This is a genomic window from Marinobacter sp. UBA5687, from assembly GCF_002420325.1.
Taxonomy (GTDB): Bacteria; Pseudomonadota; Gammaproteobacteria; order Pseudomonadales; family Oleiphilaceae; genus Marinobacter; species Marinobacter nauticus.
The window spans coordinates 21536-48231 of the sequence record NZ_DIHV01000122.1; the positions used below are offsets into that span (position 1 = coordinate 21536).

At 55.2% G+C, this 26696-nt stretch carries 22 protein-coding genes; 21 read left to right on the forward strand and 1 reads right to left on the reverse strand.

Features of this window, described 5'->3' with window-relative positions; all coding sequences use genetic code 11:
* A partial coding sequence (locus B3Y70_RS12670; protein ID WP_288589918.1) for an efflux RND transporter permease subunit occupies window positions 1–1982 on the forward strand: 1982 nt, incomplete at its 5' end.
* 24 nt (window positions 1983–2006) lie between these two features.
* Here the strand turns inward: B3Y70_RS12670 and B3Y70_RS12675 are convergent.
* Complete coding sequence (locus tag B3Y70_RS12675) at window positions 2007–3272, reverse strand: sensor domain-containing phosphodiesterase (protein WP_121208015.1); 1266 nt, start codon at window positions 3270–3272, stop codon at window positions 2007–2009.
* 583 nt (window positions 3273–3855) lie between these two features.
* Here B3Y70_RS12675 and mnmG point away from each other — a divergent pair.
* The 20 genes from mnmG to B3Y70_RS12775 all read left to right on the forward strand — a co-directional run bounded on the left by mnmG (window position 3856) and on the right by B3Y70_RS12775 (window position 26602).
* On the forward strand, window positions 3856–5742 hold the full coding sequence (mnmG, locus tag B3Y70_RS12680) for a tRNA uridine-5-carboxymethylaminomethyl(34) synthesis enzyme MnmG (protein ID WP_273030947.1): 1887 nt from the start codon (window positions 3856–3858) through the stop codon (window positions 5740–5742).
* Between the two features lies 1 nt (window position 5743).
* Window positions 5744–6388 carry a 16S rRNA (guanine(527)-N(7))-methyltransferase RsmG gene (rsmG, locus tag B3Y70_RS12685; protein WP_022992616.1) on the forward strand — a complete coding sequence of 215 codons (645 nt, stop codon included), beginning with the start codon at window positions 5744–5746 and terminating at the stop codon, window positions 6386–6388.
* 23 nt (window positions 6389–6411) lie between these two features.
* Complete coding sequence (locus B3Y70_RS12690; RefSeq protein ID WP_014423140.1) at window positions 6412–7206, forward strand: ParA family protein; 795 nt, start codon at window positions 6412–6414, stop codon at window positions 7204–7206.
* A gap of 60 nt (window positions 7207–7266) precedes the next feature.
* Window positions 7267–8142: a ParB/RepB/Spo0J family partition protein gene (locus B3Y70_RS12695; RefSeq protein WP_031211705.1), complete on the forward strand. Its 876-nt coding sequence runs from the start codon at window positions 7267–7269 to the stop codon at window positions 8140–8142.
* 277 nt (window positions 8143–8419) lie between these two features.
* A complete protein-coding gene (locus tag B3Y70_RS12700) occupies window positions 8420–8752 on the forward strand; it encodes an ATP synthase subunit I (RefSeq protein WP_273030949.1) in 333 nt (110 codons plus the stop codon).
* 15 nt (window positions 8753–8767) lie between these two features.
* Window positions 8768–9622: a F0F1 ATP synthase subunit A gene (gene atpB, locus B3Y70_RS12705; RefSeq protein WP_011787282.1), complete on the forward strand. Its 855-nt coding sequence runs from the start codon at window positions 8768–8770 to the stop codon at window positions 9620–9622.
* Between the two features lie 54 nt (window positions 9623–9676).
* Complete coding sequence (atpE, locus tag B3Y70_RS12710; RefSeq protein ID WP_014423137.1) at window positions 9677–9904, forward strand: F0F1 ATP synthase subunit C; 228 nt, start codon at window positions 9677–9679, stop codon at window positions 9902–9904.
* 86 nt (window positions 9905–9990) lie between these two features.
* Window positions 9991–10461: a F0F1 ATP synthase subunit B gene (locus tag B3Y70_RS12715; RefSeq protein WP_011787280.1), complete on the forward strand. Its 471-nt coding sequence runs from the start codon at window positions 9991–9993 to the stop codon at window positions 10459–10461.
* Window positions 10462–10473: 12 nt separating this feature from the next.
* Entirely contained in the window at window positions 10474–11010 is a 537-nt protein-coding gene (locus B3Y70_RS12720) for a F0F1 ATP synthase subunit delta (RefSeq protein ID WP_183579563.1), read from the forward strand.
* 28 nt (window positions 11011–11038) lie between these two features.
* Window positions 11039–12583 carry a F0F1 ATP synthase subunit alpha gene (gene atpA, locus B3Y70_RS12725; RefSeq protein ID WP_011787278.1) on the forward strand — a complete coding sequence of 515 codons (1545 nt, stop codon included), beginning with the start codon at window positions 11039–11041 and terminating at the stop codon, window positions 12581–12583.
* Between the two features lie 70 nt (window positions 12584–12653).
* Window positions 12654–13517 (forward strand): F0F1 ATP synthase subunit gamma, encoded by an 864-nt coding sequence (gene atpG / locus B3Y70_RS12730; RefSeq protein WP_011787277.1) that lies wholly within the window; start codon window positions 12654–12656, stop codon window positions 13515–13517.
* Between the two features lie 52 nt (window positions 13518–13569).
* Window positions 13570–14964 carry a F0F1 ATP synthase subunit beta gene (atpD, locus tag B3Y70_RS12735; RefSeq protein WP_011787276.1) on the forward strand — a complete coding sequence of 465 codons (1395 nt, stop codon included), beginning with the start codon at window positions 13570–13572 and terminating at the stop codon, window positions 14962–14964.
* A gap of 38 nt (window positions 14965–15002) precedes the next feature.
* Entirely contained in the window at window positions 15003–15425 is a 423-nt protein-coding gene (locus B3Y70_RS12740; protein ID WP_011787275.1) for a F0F1 ATP synthase subunit epsilon, read from the forward strand.
* Window positions 15426–15575: 150 nt separating this feature from the next.
* Window positions 15576–16940: a bifunctional UDP-N-acetylglucosamine diphosphorylase/glucosamine-1-phosphate N-acetyltransferase GlmU gene (glmU, locus tag B3Y70_RS12745; protein WP_288589919.1), complete on the forward strand. Its 1365-nt coding sequence runs from the start codon at window positions 15576–15578 to the stop codon at window positions 16938–16940.
* 29 nt (window positions 16941–16969) lie between these two features.
* Window positions 16970–18802, forward strand: coding sequence for a glutamine--fructose-6-phosphate transaminase (isomerizing) (gene glmS, locus B3Y70_RS12750; protein ID WP_014423134.1), 1833 nt, complete (start codon window positions 16970–16972; stop codon window positions 18800–18802).
* A gap of 141 nt (window positions 18803–18943) precedes the next feature.
* Window positions 18944–19765, forward strand: coding sequence for a TnsA endonuclease N-terminal domain-containing protein (locus B3Y70_RS12755; protein ID WP_286893949.1), 822 nt, complete (start codon window positions 18944–18946; stop codon window positions 19763–19765).
* On the forward strand, window positions 19749–21824 hold the full coding sequence (locus B3Y70_RS12760) for an integrase catalytic domain-containing protein (RefSeq protein ID WP_286893947.1): 2076 nt from the start codon (window positions 19749–19751) through the stop codon (window positions 21822–21824). The genes B3Y70_RS12755 and B3Y70_RS12760 overlap by 17 nt, the downstream gene beginning before the upstream one ends.
* Window positions 21821–23482: an AAA family ATPase gene (locus B3Y70_RS12765; protein WP_286893945.1), complete on the forward strand. Its 1662-nt coding sequence runs from the start codon at window positions 21821–21823 to the stop codon at window positions 23480–23482. The genes B3Y70_RS12760 and B3Y70_RS12765 overlap by 4 nt, the downstream gene beginning before the upstream one ends.
* Window positions 23483–23487: 5 nt before the next feature.
* A complete protein-coding gene (locus B3Y70_RS12770) occupies window positions 23488–25044 on the forward strand; it encodes a TnsD family Tn7-like transposition protein (protein WP_286893943.1) in 1557 nt (518 codons plus the stop codon).
* A complete protein-coding gene (locus B3Y70_RS12775) occupies window positions 24980–26602 on the forward strand; it encodes a Tn7-like element transposition protein TnsE (protein WP_286893941.1) in 1623 nt (540 codons plus the stop codon). The genes B3Y70_RS12770 and B3Y70_RS12775 overlap by 65 nt, the downstream gene beginning before the upstream one ends.
* Window positions 26603–26696: the final 94 nt, after the last annotated feature.

Here is a 26696-nt window from a genome sequence, read left to right on the forward strand (position 1 = left end):
TGGCCATCATTCTGGCCATCGGCCTGGTGGTGGACGATGCCATTGTCATGCTGGAGAACATCCAGCGTCGCATTGATGAAGGCGAACCACCGTTGCTGGCGGCCTACCGGGGCGCCAAGCAGGTGGCTTTCGCGGTGATCGCCACCACGCTGACTCTGGTGGCGGTGTTTGTGCCCATCTCGTTCATGGGCGGCAACGTGGGCCGGTTGTTTGCGGAATTTGGCTTCACCCTGGCTGCCGCCGTGGTGGTCTCCAGCCTGGTCGCTCTGACCCTGGCGCCGATGCTCTGTTCCAAGTGGCTCCGGCACAGTCCCGAAAGTGCCGAGGGGCATCGGCTCTGGGCCTTCAGTGAGCGCATCCTGAACGGCCTCACCCACGGCTATCAGAGAATGCTGCGGTTTTCCCTGAACCAGCCCGGGCTGTTGCTCGGGCTCGGTATCGTCGGGCTGATTGTGGCGGTGGTGATTTTTCCCCGTTTGCCCCAGGAACTGGCCCCAACCGAAGACCGCGGCGTAATCATCATGCCCGTCAGCGCGCCCCGGGGCTCAACCGTCGAATTTACCGATCACTTTGTCAAACAGGCCGAAGAGCGACTGTTGCCCTACCTGGATGACGGTATCGCCGAGCGTTTCCTGTCCATCGTCGGATTCCGGGATGAAGAAGACAATGCCTTCATGATCATGGGGTTGGTGCCCTGGGAACAGCGGGAGATCAAGCAGCAGCAGGTCACCACCGAGATTCGCGACAAGCTGTCTGACATTTCCGGGGTGCGGATCAGTGTCATTAACCCGCCGGGGCTTGGCCAGCGCGGCTTCAATCAGCCAGTGGAGTTTGTCATTGCCGGCCCCGACTACGAGTCGGTGCAGGCCTGGAGTGAGGAGATCGTTGAACGGGCAAAGGAAAACCCGAATCTGCTGAATGTCGACACAGATTTTGAGCTGACCCGGCCGGAACTGAAGGTCAACATTGACCGCGACCGGGCAGCGGATCTGGATATCACCATCGAAGACGTAGGCCTCACCCTGCAGACCATGCTCGCTTCCCGGCAGGTAACCACCTATCTGGATCGGGGCCGGGAATACGACGTCATTATCCAGGCGGACGATGCCGACCGGGCCACGCCCGGTGATATGGAGCAGATCTTCCTGCGGCCTCGGGCAGGTGGGGAACTGATTCCGCTCAAGGCTCTGGTATCTGTGGAAGAGATCGGGGCCAATCCGGATCTGCGCCGGATTGACCGGCTGCCGGCGGTGGTGGTGAGTGCGTCCCTGGCCGAGGGCTATGACCTGGGTTCAGCGCTGACCTACCTGAATAACCTGGCTGTGGATAACCTGCCGCCGGAGGCCCGGCTCAGTTACAAGGGCCTGTCCCAGGAATTCCAGGATTCCTCGGCGGCCATCTACCTGACCTTCGGGCTGGCGTTTATTATCGTGTTCCTGGTGCTGGCGGCCCAGTTCGAGAGCTGGATCCACCCGCTGATTATCATGCTGTCGGTGCCGCTGGCGGTGACCGGTGCGCTGATCGCGCTGGCCTGGTCGGGCATCAGTCTGAACATCTACAGCCAGATTGGCATCATCATGCTGCTGGGACTGATGGCCAAGAACGGAATTTTGATCGTGGAATTTGCCAACCAGCTTCGGGACAAGGGCTACGAGGTGAAAGAAGCCATTCTGGAAGGCGCCAGCCTGCGCTTCCGTCCGGTACTGATGACCACCATATCTACGGTGTTCGGGGCGGTTCCGCTGGTGATTGCCACTGGTGCCGGGGCCGAGAGCCGGGCGGCTATCGGCATGGTGATCTTGGGTGGCCTGATTTTCGCCACCACCCTGACTCTGTTCATTATCCCGGTCTTGTACAACCTTCTGGCCCGCTTTGCGAAATCCTCGAACGCGGTGGAGCAGGAGCTGGAACGCCTGGCAGCGGGCCCATCCGGCGGTAGCAGTTCGGCGGCGGTGCCACAGCGCAAGGCGGACGATTTCTGAACCCGACCGGGTGAAATCCCGGTATCAAAGGGTGTCCGGGAACAGAACCTGACCGTCCAGGACCTCATCCGGATGGATATCCACGCAGAAGATCCGGTGGCCCTGGGCCAGTGAGGTGCCGGTGGACAGGGTGACGGTTCGTCGGGCGTCCGGAAGGGCGACGTAGGGACGACTGCAGCTGATGTGTTGCGGTCGCTCCAGGGCGTTGCGGAAATATTCCCGATGGCTCCAGCAGGCGCCAGCGGACTGATACAGCGGGTTGAATGCGGCATTCCGGGAAGCCCCGGATTGGGCCAGACTACCTTGCTGAACCCCTTTTTGATCGAGCAGGAAGCATCGCCGTACGCCCTCCATTTGCAGCAGAGGCCGGCAGACCCGATCAAATTCCTCGCCCCGGGCCAGGGCATGGCAGGCATCCATGATTTCGAATCTCAGCAGCTTGAGATAGGTCTCGCGGGTCCTGAAATCGTTCTGACACCAGCGTTCGGATTCCGACATGACCTGTCGCAACGCGGTTTCGGCGGTCTGTGTCAGTTCTTCGGACCCTTGCCCTGGTCGGGCAAACAGAAAGCCCTGCAGCAGATCCGCTTCGGTGGCCAGCGCAATGTGGGCCTGGGCATTGTTCTCGATGCCTTCAATCAGCACCAGGCTGCCACTCTCCCGGATCATCCGGACCAGGCTGTTCAACAGTAATCGCGCGCGGTTGTGATCCTGGGCGTTCATTAACAGGGAGCGGTCAATCTTCACGATCAGCGGGTTGATGCGCCACAGGCGCTCAAAATTGGAATCACCCATGCCAAAGTCGTCGATGGCGATCTGGAACCCCCGGGCCTTGGCTTCCTGGACGAACTCCAGCAGCGTGGCGCTGTCCCGGGAGGCGGTTTCCACCAGTTCCAGAACGATTTTCTCCGGATGCACACCCAGTTGATGGCAATGGTCAGCCAGTACAGACAGGTAGTCGTTATGGTGGAACAGAGTGTCCGGGTTGATATTGATAAACAGCCAGATAGGTAGGTTGGCCTGGGTGAAATTCTCCAGATGCAGGTTCAGCAGGTGCCGGTCCAGTTCCGAGGTGACGCCCTGAATGCTGGCCTGCTCGAAAAGCGAAGGCGGCGCCACTGGCTGATTACCACGACGAACCCGTACCAGTGCCTCGTAGCCGACCATCTTCTGATGGGTGGGGCTGAGAATGGGTTGATAGACCGACCGGAAATCGTGATGTTCGATAAAGCTGGCGGTTTTGCCAGAGGGGCGGTGCCGGTGCTCGGCAAGTCTGAGAACGCGCTTCATGGTCAGGAACCCTTGTACTGCCTGTTCGAGCCTTCCTGGCCGTGGTTGAGAAACTGCATTCCAGGCTCAAGCGAGTTCTGTGCCAAAACCTCTGGTTGGGCGCCTGACACCGGGGCCAAGCGACCGCGCTGGCGAGCCTGCGTGGAAACTGGCCCTTTGTTGGTGCACTTGCGTTCAGGGGTACCGGCTTTTTGCACCGTATATAGGCATTCGGTAAAAACGCTGTGGATAATTACTGGGATAATTTGCGAATAATGCCAGAGTAATTTGATTAAATTTATATTTAACAAATAGTTACCGACGTTTTTGGCTGTAAGTGAAGGCATCAATTGTGTGGATAACTTTTTGAAAACTTTTTTGAACAATGTATGACAAGGCTATGAAATCCTGAAACTTTCGGAATTTCCTTATCCTGTACGAACCCTGTCAGAGAGCCGCGTCGCACTGATATTCGGCCAAGGCCAGCCGACAGGGTTTTTATTCACCTCGTTGCTGGTTAAAATTTGCACATTCTGACTGCAATTTCCCGGGCGAGGCGTTATACTCGCCGCCCTGTTTTTTTCCCCGATTTCCGAGGTGTAGTGTGGAGTTTCCGACCCGTTTCGATGTCATTGTCATTGGTGGTGGCCATGCCGGTACTGAAGCCGCCCTGGCGGCTGCGCGCATGGGTTCGCAAACCCTGCTGCTGACCCACAACATTGAGACTCTGGGGCAGATGTCCTGTAACCCGGCCATCGGTGGCATTGGCAAGAGCCATCTGGTGAAGGAAATCGATGCCCTGGGCGGCGCCATGGCCCGGGCCACCGATCAGGCAGGCATCCAGTTCCGGGTCCTGAACAGCCGTAAGGGCCCGGCAGTGCGTGCCACCCGTGCTCAGGCGGACCGGATTCTGTACAAAGCCGCCATTCGCCATATGCTGGAAAACCAGCCCAATCTGACCCTGTTCCAGCAGGCGGCCGATGACCTGATTGTGGAAAACGACCAGGTGGTGGGCGTGGTGACCCAGACCGGCATCCGCTTCAACGCCAAAACCGTGGTCCTGACCACCGGTACCTTCCTCGGTGGCGTTATCCACATCGGTATGCAGAATCACGCCGGTGGTCGCGCCGGTGATGCGCCGGCCAATGCCCTGGCCAAACGCCTGCGGGAGCTACCGTTCAACGTTGGCCGCCTGAAAACCGGAACACCGCCGCGCATTGATGCCCGCACCGTGGATTTCTCCGCGATGCAGCAGCAGTGGGGAGACGATCCGACACCCGTGATGTCGTTTATTGGCAGCCGTGACGAACATCCGGAGCAGATCTGCTGTTACGTGACCCGCACCACCGAAGAAACCCACGACATTATCCGCAGTGGGTTTGACCGCTCACCCATGTTCGCTGGCAACATCGAAGGCGTGGGCCCGCGCTATTGCCCGTCCATCGAGGACAAGGTCAACCGCTTTGCCGACAAGGATTCGCACCAGATTTTCGTCGAGCCCGAAGGCCTGACCACCAACGAGCTGTACCCGAATGGTATTTCCACCAGCCTGCCGTTTGATATCCAGCTCAAGGCCGTGCGCTCGATACCGGGTTTCGAGAACGCCCACATCCTGCGCCCGGGTTATGCCATCGAGTATGACTACCTGAACCCGCAGGACCTGCGCCATACCCTGGAAACCAAGTATATCCAGGGCCTGTACTTTGCCGGTCAGATCAACGGCACCACCGGTTATGAAGAAGCTGGCGCCCAGGGCTTGCTGGCGGGCATCAACGCCTCGCTGCGGGCCCGGGACCAGGAAGAGTGGTACCCGCGCCGGGATGAGGCCTATCTGGGCGTACTGGTGGACGACCTGATCACCATGGGCACCCAGGAGCCTTACCGTATGTTTACCAGCCGTGCCGAATACCGGCTGATCCTGCGGGAGGACAACGCCGACCTGCGCCTGACCGAAACCGGCCGCAAGCTGGACCTGGTGGACGACGAACGCTGGCAGAAGTTCAGCGAGAAGTGCGAAGGCATTGCCAAAGAGCGTAGCCGCCTGGAAAGCACCCGCATCCATCCGAACACCGAGGCGGGTGAGCGAGCCAATGGCTACCTGAAACAGCCGATGACCCGTGACCAGTCTCTGGCAGAGCTGCTGCGCCGTCCGGAGATTGTCTACGATCACATCGCCGAGATCGGGGCCGAACGGGCGGAGGACCCGAACGTTGCCGATCAGGTGGAAATCGAGATCAAATACGAAGGCTATATCTCCCGGCAGGCGGACGAGATCGAGCGCCTGCGCAAGAACGAGAACACCGCGTTGCCGCTGGATCTGGACTACGACGTCATCGGTGGCCTGTCCAACGAGATCAAGCAGAAGCTCAAGGACGTGCGCCCGGAAACGGTGGCTCAGGCGTCCCGTATCCAGGGGGTAACCCCGGCGGCGGTCAGCCAGATTCTGGTGCATCTGAAAAAGCGCGACCTGTTGAAAAAGCAGAGCGCCTGAGATGAGTTATCCACAGTGGCCCGGCCAGCTTCGGGACGGCCTCGCGGCCATGAACCTGTCTTTGTCCGACAGCCAGCAGCAACAGTTGCTGGCTTTTCTGGCTCTGCTGAACAAGTGGAACAAGGCCTACAACCTGACCGCCGTGCGGGATGAGCGGGTCATGGTCTCCCGCCAGTTGCTGGACAGTCTGAGCATCCTGCCCTGGGTGACCACAGACCATTTGCTGGATGTGGGCGCCGGCGGCGGCCTGCCGGGTATTCCGCTGGCCATTGTGTTCCCGGAAAAACGCTTTACCCTGCTGGACAGCAACGGCAAGAAAACCCGATTCCTGAATCAGTGTGTGCTTGAGCTCGGGCTGGACAACGTTGAAGTTATCCACGGCCGGGCGGAAGACTGCCAGCCCGATCAGCCCTTCACCCAGATCAGCAGCCGGGCCTTCACCGCGCTGGAAAACCTGGTGACCTGGTGTGGTGGTCTGCTCGCGAATGACGGCGAGTTCCTTGCCATGAAAGGCCAGTATCCGGATGATGAAGTAGCTGCCCTTCCGGCGGGCTGGCAGGTAGAATCCAGCCATTCCCTGACCGTCCCCGGAGCCGACGGCGAACGGCATTTACTGATCGTCGCCCGGGCTGAACGACACCGGTAACCCTCAACAGCAGGAGGCAAAGCATGGCGCGCGTGATTGCAGTGACCAATCAGAAAGGCGGTGTGGGCAAAACCACCACCTGCGTCAATCTTGCCGCGTCTCTGGCGGCCACCAAGCGCCGGGTGCTGCTGGTGGATATGGATCCCCAGGGCAATGCCACCATGGGCAGCGGTGTGGATAAAAATTCCCTGGAGCTGTCCGGATACGATGTGCTGACCAAACGGGCTACTCCGGCGGACGTGATCGTCCACGCTGAAGCCTCCGGTTTTGACCTGCTGCCCGCCAACGGTGACCTGACCGCCGCCGAAGTGGAGCTGATGAACGAGATTGGCCGGGAACACCGGTTACGGCTGACCCTCAACACCGTTCGGGAAAACTACGACTACATCCTGATTGATTGCCCGCCTTCACTCAGTCTGCTGACCGTGAATGCTCTGTCTGCCGCGGATTCGGTACTGATCCCGATGCAGTGTGAATATTATGCCCTGGAAGGGCTGGCGGCACTGATGAACACCGTCCAGCAGATTCAGGAAACGGTCAATCCCAATCTGGAGATTGAGGGTATCCTGCGCACCATGTACGACCCCCGCAACAGTCTGACTCTGGATGTCTCCGGTCAGCTCAGTGAATATTTCGGTGACAAGGTTTACCGGGCGGTGATTCCCCGTAATGTCCGGCTGGCAGAAGCGCCCAGCTACGGCATGCCGGCACTCAAGTATGATCGGGTGTCCAAAGGTGCGGTGGCTTATCTGGCGCTGGCTGGCGAGATGGTACGCCGGCACGGATCGAAAAAGACATCGCCCGCGGTTGCGGTGTAACATAGATCGCCGTCAGGCAACCATGCACCCACTATTTCAACAGGAAGAATGACAACTACCATGGCGGCGAAGAAGCGAGGCTTGGGCGAACGGGGACTGGGGGCACTGCTCCAGGGCTCGAAGGTGAATCTCAATCAGGAGACCAGTGATCACGATGGTGAACTGCGTGAGATCCCGGTCGACCTGATCCAGCGTGGTCGTTATCAGCCGCGCCGGGATATGGATCCCGCCGCTCTGCAGGAACTGGCAGACTCCATTCGTCAGCAGGGCGTGATGCAGCCGGTCGTGGTGCGTCCGGTTTCGGAAGGCCGTTATGAACTGATTGCCGGTGAGCGCCGCTGGCGTGCCACCCAGCTGGCAGAACTGGACCGTATTCCTGCCATTATCCGCGATGTCCCGGATGAAGCCGCCATTGCGATGGCGCTGATCGAGAACATTCAGCGCGAAAACCTGAACCCCATTGAAGAAGCCTTCGCCCTGCAGCGCCTGCAGGACGAGTTCGGCCTGACCCAGGCTCAGGTGGCCGAGGCGGTGGGCAAGTCCCGAACGACGATCACCAACCTGTTACGGTTGATCGGCCTGACCGAAGACGTAAGGGTAATGCTGGAGCATGGTGATCTGGAAATGGGCCACGGCCGTGCCATGCTCACCCTGCCACCGGAGCAGCAGATGCAGGTGGCCCGTCAGGTGGTCGCCAAATCGCTGTCGGTACGCCAGACTGAAGCCCTGGTGCGCCGGGTTCAGCAGGAAAAACCGGAAGACAAAGCCAGCGCCAAGCCGGCTCTGGATCCTAACATCCGGGCCCTGCAGGACGATCTGTCTGACCGGCTCGGTGCCCGGGTGGCGATCAATCATGGTAAACGCGGCAAAGGCAAGCTGGTGATTGAGTACAGTTCACTGGACGAGCTTGACGGCATTCTGGGCCACATCCGTTAGTCGGCCCGATAAAACCTGAAAATCATCCTAAAGTCCCGTCTGGTGCCGGAAACACCACATGTGGTTGTGGTGATCGATGAGCAACACAACCTGTGTAAAACTTCAGGTTTCGGCGGCAAAACCTGCTCACTTTTTCGCCAATTTTTCCGTGCGGTTATGTTGAACACCTATCGGTTAACACATATAATTCCGCGCGCTTGGAATGACAGCTGGTGATATGAACCGTTCTTCGAGAGCCATCACGTACGTACCACTTGGCAAGTGGTTGATTATAGAGATGGCAGTTCTGCTGATTCTGAGCCTGTTGTGGTTGTTGGAAAGTCGTTTGGCCGGGTATTCCGCCCTCATTGGCGGTCTTATTTTTGTCATACCAAACGCGTACTTTGCTCACCGCGCTTATCGTTATCAGGGTGCCCGACAGATGCACCTGGCAGTGAGCAACATATTCAGGGCAGAGAGCATCAAGCTGGCCCTTACCGCAGTGTTTTTTGCGGCCGTTTTCACTTTAATGGAGCCAGTCCACGTACCGGCTCTGTTATTCACTTTTGCTGTGATGGTTGTGTTGGGTACGGCATTGCGCTGGCTCATCCGGCCGCGAACACAGCGATGACTGGACGAGAGCAGTATGGCAGCTGATACCCCAGTAGAGTATATAAAACACCACCTCACCAACCTTACCTATGGCAAGCTCCCGGAAGGCTATGAGCGCGCGGATGGCAGTGTCGTGCAGGAGGCCACCTGGACCTTCGCACGAACTGGTCAGGAAGCCACAGATATGGGCTTCATGGCAATCCACGTCGATACCCTCGGCTGGTCAATCGCCATGGGTATTCTGTTCCTGGGCCTGTTCCGCTTTGTGGCCAACCGGGTCACCGAAGGCACGCCGAGCGGCTTGCAGAACCTGATCGAGATGACCTTTGAATTTGTTCAGGGCATCGTGCGCGACGTTTTCCACGGCAAGAATCCGCTGATTGCGCCCCTGGCGTTGACGATTTTCGTCTGGATTCTGCTGATGAACATCCTGAAGCTGATCCCCATCGACTATATTCCGTCGATCGCTCACGCGCTGGGGCTTGAGTACTTCAAGATTGTTCCGACCACCGATCCAAATGCCACCTTCGGCATGTCGATTGGTGTGTTCCTGCTGATTCTGTTCTACAGCTTCAAGGTGAAAGGCGTCAGTGGTTTCAGTAAAGAACTGGCTTTCAACCCGTTCAATCATTGGATCATGATCCCGTTCAACCTGCTGCTGGAAATTCTGGCACTGATCATCAAGCCAATCAGTCTGGCGCTGCGTCTGTTCGGTAACATGTACGCTGGTGAAGTTGTGTTTATCCTGATTGCGCTGTTGCCACTGTGGATTCAGTGGACGTTGAACGTTCCCTGGGCGATCTTCCACATCCTGGTTATTCCGCTTCAGGCCTTTATTTTTACGGTGCTTACTGTGGTTTACCTCAGCGCGGCACACGAAGATCACTGATTAACCCTTAAATAAACAAACCCTTAACTATCTGAAAAAACTGAGGAGTCTTCAATGGAAATGGTATTTATCGCAGCTGCGTTGATCATCGGTCTGGGCGCTCTGGGCGCTGGTATCGGTTTCGGTCTGCTGGGTGGCAAACTGCTTGAGTCCACTGCCCGTCAGCCGGAAATGGCCAACCAACTGCAAACCAAAGCCTTCATCATGGCTGGTCTGCTTGACGCGGTTCCCATGATCGGTGTTGGTATCGCGATGTACCTGATCTTCGTTGTTGCTGGTTAATTAAACCGAGAGCTGTGGGCGCCGGCTAAGGCCGCGCCCCTCCTTCCGGAAACCAGGACGCAACGAATAGCAAGAGGTATATCGCCGTGAATATAAACCTTACGTTGATAGGGCAATCGATTGCCTTCGCTATTTTCGTCTGGTTCTGCGTCAAATATGTATGGCCGCCGATTACGGCTGCCATGGAAGCGCGCCAGAAGAAAATTGCAGATGGCCTATCCGCGGCCGATCGGGCATCACTCGATCTCGAACTGGCCCAGGAAAAAGCCACCAAAGAACTGCAAAAGGCGAAAGAAGAAGCTGCAGCCCTGATTGACCAGGCCAACAAGCGTGCCGCCCAGATTGTGGAAGCCTCCAAAGAGGATGCCCGCAAAGAAGGCGAAAAGCTTATTGAGCAGGCCAGGGCGGAAATTCAACAGGAGCGTGTTCAGGCTCGCGACGCACTCAGAGCAGAAGTGGCCACCCTGGCCGTTGCCGGTGCCGAGAAGATTCTGGAAACCTCTGTAGACGCCAAAGCTCACAGCGAGATGCTGGAAAAGCTGGCCGCAGAACTCTAAACGAGGGTCATCATGGCAGAACTTACAACGTTAGCCCGACCCTACGCGAAGGCCGTTTTTGATGCCGCGCAGGACCAGAACGCCGTTGATCAGTGGGATCAGGCTCTGGCTTTTGCCGCTCAGGTTGCGGCTGACCAAGAGGTAAAGAACATCCTGGCCAACCCCGGCCTGTCTGAGCAACGCAAGGCGGAACTCTTCGCAGAGTGTTTTGAAGAGCCGCTGCCTGAAGCACTCAGAAACTTCCTGTTGATTCTTGCTGAAAACAAGCGTCTGGCCCTGCTGCCGGAGATTTCTGCTTTGTTCCGTTTGTACCGTGCAGACCTTGAGAAGTCTGTGCACCTGACAATCGATACCGCATTCGACTTGTCTCCAGACGAACAGCAGAAACTGATCGACGCACTGTCCAAAAAGCTGGAGCGCAAGGTCGAACTCGAGACCACCGTGGATCAGTCCCTGATCGGTGGCGTGATCGTACGAACAGGCGACCTGGTTATCGACGCTTCAGTCCGTGGCAAACTGGCCAGAATGGCCAGGGCTCTGGGCTCCTGATTTCAGCACAAGGTTTGAGGACAAAGGCATGCAGCAACTGAATCCATCCGAGATCAGTGACATCATCAAGAAGAGAATCGAGAAACTCGACATCTCTTCCGAAGCAAAAAACGAAGGTACGATCCTGTCTGTATCTGACGGTATCGTGCTGATCCACGGTCTGGCCGACGTTATGTACGGCGAGATGATTGAATTTGCCAACGGCACATACGGCATGGCGCTGAACCTGGAGCGTGATTCTGTTGGTGCGGTTGTTCTGGGTGACTACGAAGGTCTGGCCGAAGGCCAGAAGGTACGTTGTACTGGTCGTATCCTGGAAGTACCCGTTGGTAACGAACTGCTGGGCCGTGTGGTTGACTCCCTGGGTAACCCCATCGACGGTAAGGGCGAGCTGGGCAACAGCCTGACCTCCCCGGTCGAGAAGGTTGCACCTGGCGTTATCGCCCGTCAGTCCGTTGACGAGCCGGTACAGACTGGTCTGAAAGCCATCGATACCATGGTTCCCATCGGCCGCGGCCAGCGTGAGCTGATCATCGGTGACCGTCAGATCGGTAAGACCGCGGTTGCCATCGACGCGATCATCAACCAGAAGCACACCGGCATCAAGTGTATCTACGTTGCCGTTGGCCAGAAGCAGTCTTCCATTGCCGCCGTTGTGCGCAAGCTGGAAGAGCACGGTGCCATGGACCACACCATCGTGGTTGCCGCTGGTGCCGCCGATCCGGCCGCCATGCAGTTCCTGGCTCCGTACGCCGGTACTTCCATGGGTGAGTTCTTCCGCGACCGCGGTGAAGACGCCCTGATCGTATACGATGACCTGTCCAAACAGGCCGTTGCCTACCGTCAGATCTCCCTGCTGCTGCGTCGTCCGCCGGGACGTGAAGCATTCCCGGGTGACGTTTTCTACCTGCACTCCCGTCTGCTGGAGCGTGCGTCCCGTGTAAATGCTGACTACGTTGAGCAGTTCACCAACGGCGAAGTGAAAGGCAAGACCGGTTCCCTGACCGCGCTGCCGATCATCGAGACTCAGGCTGGTGACGTGTCTGCATTCGTACCGACCAACGTAATCTCCATTACCGATGGTCAGATCTTCCTGGAAACCAACCTGTTCAACTCCGGTATCCGTCCGGCCATGAACGCCGGTATCTCCGTATCCCGGGTAGGTGGTGCAGCCCAGACCAAGATCATGAAGAAGCTCGGCGGTAACATCCGTCTGGCCCTGGCCCAGTACCGGGAACTGGCGGCGTTTGCCCAGTTCGCTTCTGACCTCGACGAAGCAACCCGTAAGCAGCTGGAGCATGGTCAGCGCGTCACCGAGCTGATGAAGCAGAACCAGTACAGCCCGATGACCGTTGCGGAAATGGGTACCGTACTGTTCGCAGCGAACGAAGGCTTCCTGGACGATGTGGATGTCAACAAGGTTGTGAAGTTCGAAGCCCAACTGCTGGACTGGATGCGGTCCGAGCAGAAGGAACTTCTGGACAAGATCGGCCCTGAAGGTAACTTCAACGACGACATCACTGCCGGCCTCAAAGCTGCTCTGGAGAAATTCAAGACCACTCAGAGCTGGTAAATCCAAAAGGCCCGCCGTTGTGCGGGCCTGCTGGTCCATTTGAGTGTCTAACTTGAAAAGGCAGTGACATATGGCCGTCGGAAAAGAAATACGTAACCAGATCGGAAGCATCAAGAGCACGCAGAAGATCACGTCTGCCATGGAAATGGTAGCCGCGAGCAAGATGCGTAAGGCTCAGGAGCGTATGCAGGCAACCCGCCCGTACGCTGAAAAGATGCGCCAGGTAATCGGACACATTGCGAAGTCCAACAAGGATTACCGCCATCCGTTCATGCAGGAGCGCGAGGTCAAGCGGGTAGGCTACATTGTGGTCTCCTCTGATCGCGGTCTTTGCGGTGGTCTGAACACCAACGCGTTCAAGCTGCTCGTCAGAGAAATGCGTGAATGGAAACAACAAGGTATTGAGACCGATATCTGCGCTATTGGCCAGAAGGGCGCCTCCTTCTTCCGCAACTACGGCGGAAACGTGGTGGCAGCCGTGACGCACCTGGGCGATAGCCCGAGTGCAGATCAGCTGATCGGTAGCGTCAAGGTGATGCTGGATTCGTTCGTGGAAGGCAAGATCGACCGCCTGTTCCTGATCAGCAACGAATTCGTCAACACCATGACCCAGAGCCCGAAGGCGCTGCAGTTGCTGCCGCTGCCGGAAGGCGATGATGAAGAAATCGGTCACCAGTGGGATTACATCTACGAGCCGGATTCCCGTCCGATCCTTGACGGGCTGATGCCACGTTATATCGAATCCCAGGTGTATCAGGGTGTGGTAGAAAATCTGGCCTGTGAGCAGGCTGCCCGGATGATTGCCATGAAGAGCGCGACAGATAACGCTGGCAGCATCATTGACGAGCTTCAACTGGCCTACAACAAGGCCCGTCAGGCAGCGATCACACAAGAGATTTCGGAGATTGTGAGCGGCGCGGCATCTGTTGGTTAACGCTCACAGACCTACTGGTTTTATTGACTATCAAGATAACGAGGAACCGAGCATGAGTAGCGGACACATCGTTCAGATCATTGGCGCGGTTATCGACGTGGAATTTCCACGTGACTCCGTTCCAAGCGTTTACGACGCACTGCTGCTTGAAGGTGGCGAAACAACTCTGGAAGTCCAGCAGCAGCTGGGTGACGGCATTGTTCGTACCATCGCCATGGGCAGCACTGAGGGCCTGAAGCGTGGCCTGAAAGCAGAAAACACCGGCAAGCCGATCTCTGTACCTGTTGGTACACAGACTCTGGGCCGGATCATGGACGTTCTGGGTCGTCCCATCGACGAACAGGGCGACATCGGCGAAGAAGAGCGCTGGGCTATCCACCGCAAAGCACCGGGCTATGCCGATCAGGCAGCATCTGCCGACCTGCTGGAAACCGGCATCAAGGTTATCGACCTGATCTGCCCGTTCGCCAAGGGTGGTAAGGTTGGTCTGTTCGGTGGTGCCGGCGTAGGCAAGACCGTAAACATGATGGAACTGATCAACAACATCGCGAAAGAGCACTCCGGTCTCTCCGTATTCGCAGGTGTTGGTGAGCGGACCCGGGAAGGTAACGACTTCTACTACGAAATGAAGGAGTCCAACGTTCTCGATAAGGTTGCCATGGTTTACGGCCAGATGAATGAGCCCCCTGGAAACCGTCTGCGTGTGGCCCTGACCGGCCTCACCATGGCTGAGAAGTTCCGTGACGAAGGCCGTGACGTACTGCTGTTCGTTGACAACATCTACCGTTACACCCTGGCCGGTACCGAGGTATCTGCACTGCTGGGTCGTATGCCTTCTGCGGTAGGTTACCAGCCGACCCTGGCGGAAGAGATGGGTCAGCTGCAGGAGCGTATCACCTCTACCAAGACCGGTTCCATCACTTCTATCCAGGCGGTCTACGTACCGGCGGATGACTTGACTGACCCGTCTCCGGCCACCACCTTCTCGCACCTTGACGCGACCGTGGTACTGAGCCGTGACATCGCTTCCAAGGGTATCTACCCGGCGATCGATCCGCTCGACTCCACCTCCCGTCAGCTGGATCCGCTGGTGATTGGTGAGCAGCACTACAACGTTGCCCGTGGTGTTCAGAACGTTCTGCAGCGCTACAAGGAACTGAAAGACATCATCGCGATCCTGGGTATGGACGAGCTGTCTGAAGACGACAAGCTGATCGTATCCCGCGCCCGTAAGATCGAGCGTTTCCTGTCGCAGCCGTTCCACGTTGCTGAAGTATTTACCGGTTCTCCGGGTAAGTACGTGTCTCTGAAAGAGACCATCGCCAGCTTCGAAGGCATTCTCAACGGTGACTACGACGACATGCCGGAGCAGGCGTTCTACATGTGCGGCGGCATCGAAGAAGCGATTGAGAAAGCTAAGGCAATGAAAGAGAAGGAAGGTAAGTAAGACACCTTTTTTCCTTTCTGACCCAAGAGGCGTATGAAATGGCTATGACCGTACATTGTGACGTCGTAAGTGCCGAGGAAAAAATCTATTCGGGCCTGGTGGAGATGCTGATCGCCACCGGTACCGAAGGTGAGCTTGGCATCCAGTATGGCCATGCTCCGCTACTGTCCGAGCTGAAGCCCGGCGCAGTGCGGATCATCAAGCAGGGTGGCAGTGAGGAGATTCTGTACGTATCCGGTGGTTACCTGGAAGTACAGCCCAATCTGGTTACCCTGATGGCCGACACCGCCGTTCGTGCAAAGGATGTGGACGAAGCAGCGGCCCTGGAAGCCCAGAAGCAAGCCGAGAAGGCACTGGCGAACAAGACAGGCGAGTTCGAGTACTCGCGTGCTGCCGCCGAGCTGGCCGAAGCTGCCGCTCAGCTGCGCACCATCCAGAAGCTGCGCAAGCACCTGCGTTAAGCAGAGCCTGTGTCAGCGCCCGGACTGGCCTGACAGTGAACCGCATCCTCAGGTGGAGGGCCCGGTATTCCGGAAACGGAGTGTCGGCGATTCCACCGGGACGCGGTTTTTTCATTTATGGACGTTTTGAATACCGGAGCTGATTGCCCCATGAGCCCGTTACACGTTGTGATCCTGGCCGCAGGCCAGGGCTCCCGCATGAAATCCTCCCTGCCCAAGGTGCTGCATCCGGTGGCGGGTAAAGCCATGCTGCACCATGTGGTTGATACCGCAAAACAACTGGGCGCGGAGAAAATTCACACGGTGATTGGTCACGGAGCCGATCAGGTTCGGGCGTCTCTGGAAGACGACTCGGTGAACTGGGTGTTGCAGACCGAACAGCTGGGCACCGGCCATGCCGTGGCCCAGGCACTGCCGGCACTGCCGGATGATGCCCGGGTGCTGGTGTTGTACGGTGACGTCCCTCTGACTCGCAAAGATACCCTGGAAACCATGGTCGCGGACCTGGACGAACGGAATCTGGCTTTGCTGACGGTGGATATGGATAACCCCCACGGTTATGGCCGGATCGTTCGCAACGAACAAGGCCTGGTTCAGGCCATCGTTGAGCAGAAAGACGCGACCGCCGAACAGCAGCAGATTCAGGAAGTGAATACGGGCATTCTCGCGGTATCAGCCAGTCATCTGAAGCAATGGCTGCCCGCTCTGTCCAACAGCAACGCCCAGGGCGAGTATTATCTGACTGACATTATCGCGATGGCGGTGGACCACGGCTTGTCAGTGACGGTTTCCCAGCCGCTGAATCCGTTTGAGGTTCAGGGCGTGAACAACCGCCTGCAACTGGCGGAACTGGAGCGTTGGTACCAGCGTCAGCAAGCCGAGCGTTTGATGACCGAGGGTGCATCCCTGGCGGACCCGGCCCGCATTGAGGTCCGCGGTGAGCTCATCATTGGCAACGACCTGTGGATAGACGTAAACGCGGTCTTTGAAGGCCGGGTGAGCCTCGGCAACAACGTTGTGATCGGACCCAACTGTGTGATCAAAGACGCCACCATTGCCGATGGTGCGGAGATCAAGGCCAACAGCGTGATTGAAGGTGCAGTAGTGGGTGCCAACGCCCAGATCGGGCCATTCGCACGTCTGCGCCCGGGCACTGAACTGGCCGCCAACACCAAGGTTGGCAATTTTGTCGAAACCAAGAAGGCCGTGGTGGGTGAGGGCAGCAAGATCAATCACCTCAGTTACGTTGGTGATGCCTCACTGGGCCGTAATGTGAATGTGGGTGCAGGTACCATCACCTGCAATTATGATGGTGTGAACAAACACCAGACGGTATTGGGTGACGGGGTATTTGTCGGCTCCAATACCTCACTGGTCGCCCCGGTGAACGTAGCGGAACAGGCCACCATTGGTGCCGGCTCCACCATTACCCGCGATATCAGCGAAGGGGAACTGGCGGTGGCCCGTGGCAAGCAGCGTAACATCGCCGGCTGGGAACGGCCGAAAAAAGCGTAACCAACGATTAACGAACAGGTGAAAACAGCATGTGTGGGATTGTAGGAGCGGTATCTGAACGGGATGTCCAGGGTATTCTGCTGGAGGGCTTGCGCCGCCTGGAATACCGGGGGTACGACTCCGCCGGCATGGCCGTCATCAATGGCCAGCACCTGGTGCAGAGAGCCCGGGAAGTTGGCAAGGTTGCGGCCCTGGCTGATGCCATTGAAGCAAACCCCCTGGCTGGTCACCTGGGTATCGCCCACACTCGCTGGGCCACCCACGGCGAGCCCTCGCAGGTGAATGCCCATCCCCATATGTCCGGCGAGCGGCTGGCCATCGTCCATAACGGCATCATCGAGAACTACCAGGAACTCCGGGATGAACTCAGGGCCGAGGGTTTTGAGTTCACCTCCCAGACCGATACCGAGGTGGTCGCGCACCTGATCGAGAAATACTTCCGTGAACAGGGCAAACTCTATGAAGCGGTAAAGGCGGCCATTCAGCGTCTGCGCGGTGCCTACGCCCTGGCCGTTGTTCACGCCGATGAGCCGGATCACCTGGTGGTCTGTCGCGAGGGCAGCCCTCTGGTAGTTGGCGTCGGTATTGGCGAGAACTTTATCGCGTCTGACCAGCTGGCCCTGTTGCCGGTGACCGACCGATTCATGTTCCTGGAAGAGGGCGATATCGCCGATATCCGCAAGGACAGCATCCGCATTCACGATCGCAGTGGTCAGCCGGTGGAGCGGACCATTACCCGTTTTGAACACGGTGCTGACTCTGCAGACAAAGGTGAATACCGCCACTTCATGCTCAAGGAAATCTACGAGCAGCCGAAAGTGATCAAGGCCACCATGGAAGGCCGGATTACCGACAGCCGGGTCCTGGAGCAGGCGCTCGGAACCGACGCGGCCAACCTGCTGGATAACGTCCGTCACGTCCAGATCATCGCCTGTGGTACTTCGTACCATGCCGGCATGGTAGCCCGCTACTGGATTGAGGAACTGGCCGGCGTGCCTTGTTCGGTGGAAGTCGCTTCGGAGTTCCGCTACCGCAAACACGTGATTCAGCCCGACACCCTGTTCCTGTGCATTTCCCAGTCCGGTGAAACCGCCGACACCCTGGCGGCATTGCGCCAGGCCAAACAGGCGGGCTTCCGCGCGGCTCTGGCTATCTGCAACGTGCCGGGCAGTTCCCTGGTGCGGGAATCCGATCTGGTCATCATGACCCAGGCCGGTCCGGAAATTGGTGTGGCGTCGACCAAGGCGTTCACCACCCAGCTGACCGCGTTGCTGATCTTCACCCTGGCGCTGGCACGCCACAATGGCCTGAGCGAAGAGAAAGAGGCAGACATCGTTGCTGCCATTCATCAGTTGCCCAAGCAGGTGAGTGATGTCCTCGCCCTGGATGCCGACATTGAAGAGATGTCCAAGGCGTTTATGGACAAGAACCACAGCCTGTTCCTGGGCCGCGGCTCTCAGTTCCCGGTGGCGATGGAAGGGGCCCTCAAGCTCAAGGAAATCTCTTACATCCACGCCGAGGCCTATCCCGCCGGCGAGCTCAAACACGGTCCGCTGGCCTTGGTGGACAGTGAAATGCCGGTAGTCACGGTGGCACCGAACAACGACCTGGTGGAAAAGCTGAAATCCAATCTGGAGGAAGTTCGCGCCCGTGGCGGTGAGCTGTTCGTGTTTGCCGACAAGGCGGCGGATGTGAAGCCGGAAGAAGGCATCCACGTGATGCAACTGCCATCCGTGCATGAGATCACCGCGCCCATCGTGTACACCGTGCCGCTGCAGTTGCTGTCTTATCACGTGGCGGTGTTGAAGGGTACGGATGTGGACCAGCCCCGGAACCTGGCCAAGAGTGTGACGGTGGAATAGGCCACCATTTAGAATGGGCCGGAGCTGTGGGATAATAATAAAGTTGGTAACAACATAAAATAGTTGGTAACTTTATAATAAAGTTGGTAACTCGCGGTCCGTGTGCCAGAATCACTCTATTCTCCTCGGGAGTGATAGAGAATGGCCAACTACAAAATCGACAAGAAAACTGAAAAGTGGATCAAAGAAGAACGCGGTAAAGGTAGAGGTAAAGATTATCAACCTTGGCTGACCGTCAGAGATCTACCCTCAAGCGGCCGTTCGCATCGAGTGATGGGACACCTGACAGGACGAACTCATCACTTCCTATCCGATACAGAGCTCGCCGCGTTTCTGTTACTAGAATGGAACCCGGATGTCATCGATATCCGTGAGCAGTTTCCTCTCCGAATAGAAGATACTCTCTCACTGGCTGAGCAAGCGAAAATTTCTCATCCGGCAGTAAGCGGATACCACCAGATCATGTCCAGTGACTTTTTGGTCGACCTTTCTTCATCGACTGGGCCACAGAGCATGGCCATCCAGGTGAAAGTTTCTTCCGATCTAATGGATCCGCGAACAGTAGAAATACTGGAAATTGAGCGTCGGTATTGGAAGCTTAAAGGTATCCCCTGGTATCTGATCACCGAGAAGCAGATGCCCGCCACCATAATGGCAAATCTGGATCTGCTTTATTCCGCACGAGTGCAAAGTGAGAGCCTGGAGGTCCTATTTCAGAGCTTGCCGATTTATGTCAGTGCGCTCGCAGATAACCCTAATACCAGGCTCCCGGAGATTGGAATGCTGATTGACCACTCTTACTCACTTGAGCCTGGCACATCGCTGGCTAGACTACGGGCGCTGGTAGCTTTGCGAGCACTAACGTTTGACATCTCCATTCCTTGGAACAAGCTTGTATCACAAGACCTGCAGGTAGTAGAGGACATAGCGCTGCTGAGGGCAAGTTATGCTGCGAATCAATGACGTCTTCAAGTTCGGCCAGGAGCGGTATCGCATATTGGTATTGGATGGCCAACACGCTATCTGGATAAATATTGACTCAGATAAGGCGTGGCCTGAACTGGTCAGAACCGTTGAGATCGAGCAATGGATATTGGATGAATTACTTAGCCGGGCAGAAGATCCCTACTCGGAACTCGCCTCGCTAGCCGTGGAACAAGGCAGTAAAGCCCAAGTGATTCGGGACCAGCGATATGAATTAATAGCGCCTCTGCTTGCTAATGAAGAAATTTATTACCGCAGTGGCAGGGGCCGGTTAGTTCAGTCGCATAGCGACGAAACCGGCAAACCCAAGAAATCGCTTTATAAAAATCTTCGGCAGTACTGGCAGCGCGGAGCAATGCCCAACTCTCTGTTGCCGGACTACCGAAAATCAGGGGGAAAAGGGCAGAAAAAAATTTCCAAGAAGAAACTGGGTCGACCCCGAAAAATCTCACCAGGTACCGGGGTTACGGTTGATGCCTCCATCGCAAAGATGTTCCGTCTGGTACTTGATCGCTACTACTTGAACGACAAGGGCCATTCCCTGCCATACGCCCATCGACGATTCATCGACATGTTCGAGGCCGCCAACCCGAACGTGCAGCCCGAAGATTATCCAACAATTACTCAAATAAGATATTTCTACCACCGAGAGTATGAGAACGCCGATCGGATTCGCTTAAGAGCGAACAGAATCTCCTACCAGAAAGATATACGACCGTTAATAGGGACCGCCACAGCAGGAGTGCTGGGCCCAGGCTCAAGATATGAAATTGATGCAACGATTGCTGATGTTTACCTGCTATCGGCAGACCGGCAACGGATCATCGGTCGTCCGACTCTGTATGTGGTGGTTGATGTCTTTAGTCGCATGGTGGCGGGCTTTTACATAGGGTTGGAAAATCCATCCTATGTCACAGCAATGAGTGCTCTGACTACGTCCATGTCAGACAAGACTGAACTCTGCGCCCGTTATGATCTGGAGATTACGCAAGAGCAGTGGCCAACCGTTGGAATCCCAGATGCCATCCTTGCGGACCGTGGCGAATTACTCGGGCATCAGATTGAATCCCTGGAGAAAGCGTTTGGCGTGCGCATTGAGGTTACACCGCCTTACCGGGGAGATGCGAAAGGGATAGTTGAGCGTTATTTCCGAACCCTGCAAGCTGAATTCAAGCCGTTTGCGCCGGGTGTCGTGACAGGGACAAAAGTCAGAAAACAGGGCGGAAAGGACTACAGGCTTGATGCAACACTCACTCTGGACGATTTCACCCAAATCATGCTCGCCTCGATTCTTCACAGGAACCAATATGCAGTGCTGTCGAAGTACGACCGCGATCCGGACATGCCAAACGATATGGCGTTAACCCCTCTCAACATCTGGAATTGGGGTATACAGAATCGAACCGGTCGCTTGAAGAACGTATCGGAACAAGCCTTGCGCATTGCTTTGTTGCCACGCCAAAAAGTCCACCTTTCTGATTTGGGGATTAGCTGTTTTGGTGCTTATTACACGTCTAAGGAGTTATTAGCATCTGGCTGGCTGCACAGGAACGGAGATCGCAGAGTCACAGGCCTTCAGGCAGCTTATGATCCTGCAGTGGCTGATTATATTTATCTGTTCCCGGAAAAAGACGGTTCGGAATACTGGGTGTGTTCTCTGACAGATCGTTCGCGCCAGTTTCGCGGCAAGTCCATGTGGGAGTTATGGGCCAGTCAGGAAGAACAACGAAAAGCGACGAGCGTTGCCAAAGTGGCCGAGACAACCAGCAAACGGGACCTGGAAAATCTGGTCAGCAACACTATAAAAAACGCTGAGCGTTCGCGCCCCGCCATCAATAAACAGCAATCGAAAGCCGCAACAGTCAGAGGCATACGTGATAATCGCAAGCAAGAGCGAGATGCTCAAAGAGCTGAACAAACGAAGGCGCGGCAACCTGACACTAGTAAACCGAAATCTGATGTAACCTACCTACATGGCAAGCCCGACGATGGCGCCTTCCCGGATTTTCTGGATGAGCTGTTTGGAGACGATGAATGACTTTACCTTCAGGCATGGTGAGGGCCGTTTACCAGGACACCGGGATACCGTCATATCATGGCAATCCACTGATTGAGGCCTTACCGCCAATACCAGACCGTAAACAGCTCATAGCCGGGCTCAGTGAGGCTATCGAGCTCCGATCGACAGAAGTATACCTAGACGGCCAGACACGAGTGCACATTATCTCCCAGCTCCTGGACGGTTTTTTTCAGCCGCTGGCGCGTCACATTGAGCTTGAATCAAAAATCTCGATCATGCTGCGTCAGGGATATGTGGGGCGCAATATTGCCACTGGTGATCTTTCGGCCCACCTACAGAACGGATATGAGCGAATCAAGAGCGGAGACTTGAAGGCATTTCGCTTTGATCACGTGGAGTCGACTGCGAAAAGCCTCGCATTCATCGGGTGCTCCGGTTCCGGAAAAACCAGTTCGCTAAATCGAATCCTGGCAACCTATCCACAGATGATCCATCACCCGGAACACAATTTCACGCAGATTGTGTTTCTGAAAATCGATTGTCCTCATGACGGCACTCTTAAGAGCCTCTGCCACAATTTTTTTCGGGAAATCGATTCCATCCTTGGGACAGATTATGTCCGGCATTATGGTGAAAAGCGTCACGGCGTAGAATCAATGATTGCGCTGATGTCGCAATTGGCAAACACCTACGCGATTGGGTTACTGGTCATTGACGAAATGCAGCACCTGAACCTCGGTAAAGCCGGGGGAGCCGAGAGGATGCTGAACTTCTTCGTAACTTTGGTAAATGAAATCTCCGTACCAGTGGTAATGGTTGGAACACCAAAGGCGCGACCGATTTTTGAGACAGATCTTCGATCTGCGCGGCGAGGAGCGGGGTTTGGATCAATATTATGGGAACCACTGCGTAAACCTACAGCCGACAAAAATGTAGACCAAACCGAGTGGGGTGCATTCACGAGAAAGCTTTGGAAGTATCAGTGGCTTACTAAAGCCAGTGACACCGTGTTGGATGATTTAAGAGACCTCTGGTTCGATCTGTCTCAGGGGATAATGGATGTCGTGATCAAATTGTTCGTCCTGTCCCAGATTCGAGCAATTGTAACAGGCGCGGAGCGAATCACACCCAATATCATGGAAAAGGTTTATCACGACGAACTGAAGCCGATTCACCCGATGATGGAAGCTCTGCGTTCCGGAGACCCGAGCAAAATAGCCCAATACTCAGACCTCACGATCCCTGATGTGGATAAAAAGATTCTGGAACTCAGTATCCTTCTGGAGTCGAGCAAAGATCAGATCCGAAAATCTGTTCAGTACAACGGGAACGATCAAGCAATTCGGCTGCACAATATGCTGGTTGATATGGGCTATGAATCAGACCTTTTGGAGCCGTTAATTCAACGAGCGTTTGAGGAGCACCCTGACATACAGCTAAAAGACCTGATGCCGATTATTCTTGAGTGGTACAAGTCTTCCGAGCAGGTGCGGCCGGTGACGGAAAAGCAAAAAATTAAATCGGTCAAAGTGAAAGAGTGGCAAACCCTCGACTCAGATGATTTGCGCTTTATGCACTCTCAAGCGGCGAACGAAGACGAGATGCTGGATGCCGCGCAGCAATCGGGGCTGGTGTTTAACAGCGCCCAGTGGTTGGGTTCTGGTAACCAGGCCTAGCTGCCATGCTGAATTTCCCGATTCCATATCCTGAAGAGCTGATATACAGCACAGTGGCCAGGGCAGGAATTCGGGAAGGGATTGTTAGCCCTAAGGAATTGCTGGATGACGTGTATGGTAACCGCAACGTCATTGCGACGCTGGATTTGCCTAACCAGCTGCAAAGGATTTCTACCTGGCTGCCTCCTGAATATACCGTTGAAACGATTGCCTATCGGCATACTCTATTCCCCTTGTATGCCCCATTTATCCCGGAAGAACGCCGCAAACGATGTCTGGCATGGATGGCCGGAGAATCCCGAGGTGCAGTGCACTTGTCGATGGGCTTAACCGCATCGCTTGTGAAGGTGCCGGGTCATGTTCGGTATTGTTCCGGGTGTCTGAAGAAGCAAAAACATACCTTTGGAGAATATTTCTGGAGGCGGGAGTGGCAGATAGCCGGAGTGGACTGCTGTGAAAAGCACGGCGAACTCATCAATACGGCCATTGCTCGTCCCTTAGCGGATCAACATCGGTACCACGACGCTTCTCCTGATACTTGCCCATTATTTCCCCAACGGCCAGCTCGTAGTGAATCTCGGATGATTCTAGCTCAGGTCAGGCAACTATTGGGACAACAGCCGGCCACGTCACCGAGTTATCAGCAGTGGTCTATTTACTATCATTGGTTGGCTATTCAGCGTGGCTTTATTCGCGGTCAAGCTCACATCAACCATAGTGAGATTGCCAAGGCCGTGACCTCTCTTTGGTCTGCAGAGTTTTTGCGGCGATATGGTTTGGGGATAGATCGGAACTCGGATTATTGCTGGCTGCGGGCGATGTTCCGGAAGCATCGGAAATCCTTCAACTACCTTCAACACATTATTGTTCACCACGCGCTATTGCCAGAGGGCTGGTCGATTGTCGATGTTATTGGCAGTGTTAGAAAGTTGCCAGCGCTCTCGTCACCAGGGTCAACAGTGGGGATTCCCACTGGCACGAACCAATGTTTGACGCAAGATCAGCAACATTGGATGAAAATGCTGGCAGAGCAACCACCGAAAAAGGCCCGCTCGGCAGCCCCTGCGCTTTACGCACGATTGTACCGGTACGATCGACTTTGGCTGAAACAGGCAAATCAAACACAGCCACGAGTAAACGTTAATAAAAGAAAACCGAGGGTTGACTGGCGGCGACGGGATCTGCAATACGAGAGTAAGTTGCGGGAAATCGTGACATTTTTGTGGGCTGACCAACGAGGGGCCCGGCGGTCACAGACGTATTTGTTGAAGCAGTTGGGTAAGCTCTCCACTTTGGAAAAGCAGATCAACCGGTTGCCGAGGACCAAGCAGTTGCTTGAACGCTACACCGAGAGCGTTCCCGACTATCAGATGAGGCGGCTAAGAAATGCATGGTGGCAACTCAAGCAGGAGTTCGATCACCCACCACGTTGGCGATTAATACGCGTTGCCGGGCTCAGTGAAACGCGACTCACCAAAGAAGCACGAGATTACTTGAATGACCTCGAAGAAAATGATGACAACTCCAATAATCAAGGGAATCGAGGACAACAGTCGAGTTAAAGAAATCGGTTCGATACACCGGCGTCTCGGCACCGCAGACTGGCGAATTAATATTAAGCTCGACCCTGGTCAGCGCAAAAAGCACTTCAGTCTCTCCCAAGTGGGATTGATGCCAAGACGGCGGCTTCTCAACATTACAGCGACAGGTGATGTGGCACGAGCAGGTTACGAAAAGGAAATTCAGGTGCATGACGCGACTACGTGGGGGCAATGCCTGATAGGCGACTGTCCAATCAAAAATATCCGCGAGCAGGAAGATTATGAGCAGTGGTGCTTCCACTTTGAGTCTGGTGGTGTCGAGTTCTTCTTGCCTCAAATTGAGTTGGCCAGAGTTCTCTTTTTTCACTATTCGTACATGACTCGGCTTGCTATGAGACCAAATGGGTTGGAAGAAGAATTTGATATTCAATCAGGTGAGGAGCCAGACACTAAAGAGATTCACATTTTACCGACTTGTTCATTGCCCGTGACTCCTCGTGGTAACACGGAACAGCGTAGGGTTTTGGCTTGGATTCTTCTGGATAATGACGTTCGACGATCATTCGGTAGTATTGCTCAATACCAGTTGACCGAAGGCAAGGAACTTAATGGTTATCGACATTGGCGTTTTCAATTTGATCCTCCTGCTTTAAAAAACGTAAAGATATCGTTACGTGGACAGTACCTCCCCGAATCTGAAGTCATGTTCGTGTATGAAATTGATAGCATTAAAAATCTGAGTACCCACAGTTCGAAACGGGTCGAGTTTTTTGATCCGAAGCTTGGTGAAAAGCAAACAGGAAATGCTATGAATCTTCAGGATTCCGGCCTACCGACGGAGGAGTTACAAATAAACGATGATGAGCTAGCTTCATCGGATACTGGTGAATATCAGCTTCAAGTTCCACCAGTGATACTGTCATTTTCCGAGCCTGCCTACACTACTCGTAAGCCTTATGACGGTCGGAGACGAAACGGGGGGCGCAAAGGAACGAAAGAGATACATGTAGCAGGTGACGCTCACATTGAAGTAAGCACCGACGAACCTACCATCAGAGGGGAGATTCCCGCAGGTGTATTTGATGGTATTGATGACCAGAGCGATGACTCTCATCTTTATCTTCATAGATTCAAAGCGTTCGTTTCAATGGTTGATCACCTGGAGGCAAAAGGATGCGAAGTGCTCTCTGGAGAGATCCGAAAATTGCCTGTATTGCAAGGTCATTCCAAATATCGTTTACCTGATGGCAATCCAAGATGCGTGGTTTATCGAGTACTGAAATATGAGCACCAGATATACGCGCTCGTGGAAGTAGATACCACAGATAAGGAAAAAAGACTGTCGACGTTGCTTATAAGACAACCAAATGACGTTTACGATTGGAGCTCGAAGGTTGAGGAGTTATGCCAGCTTTTGGTCAAAAAATCGTTATGTTGGCCAACAAAAAAATTGGATAGGGAGTTCTCAGAAGGATACAAACGTATACCTCACCAGAGGGTTTCCGATCACAACAAGTTGATACTGGACTCTGCGTCAGTGGAGCAGTGGGCAAAAAGGGTGCTAGGCGCTTTCTTTTGACACATTTGGAAGTCCATTTTTGCGAATTTAGCCGGGGATTGAGAAGATATATTGATATCTGGCAAGGGGCGGATTGAAACACTCAGGTGTTGTA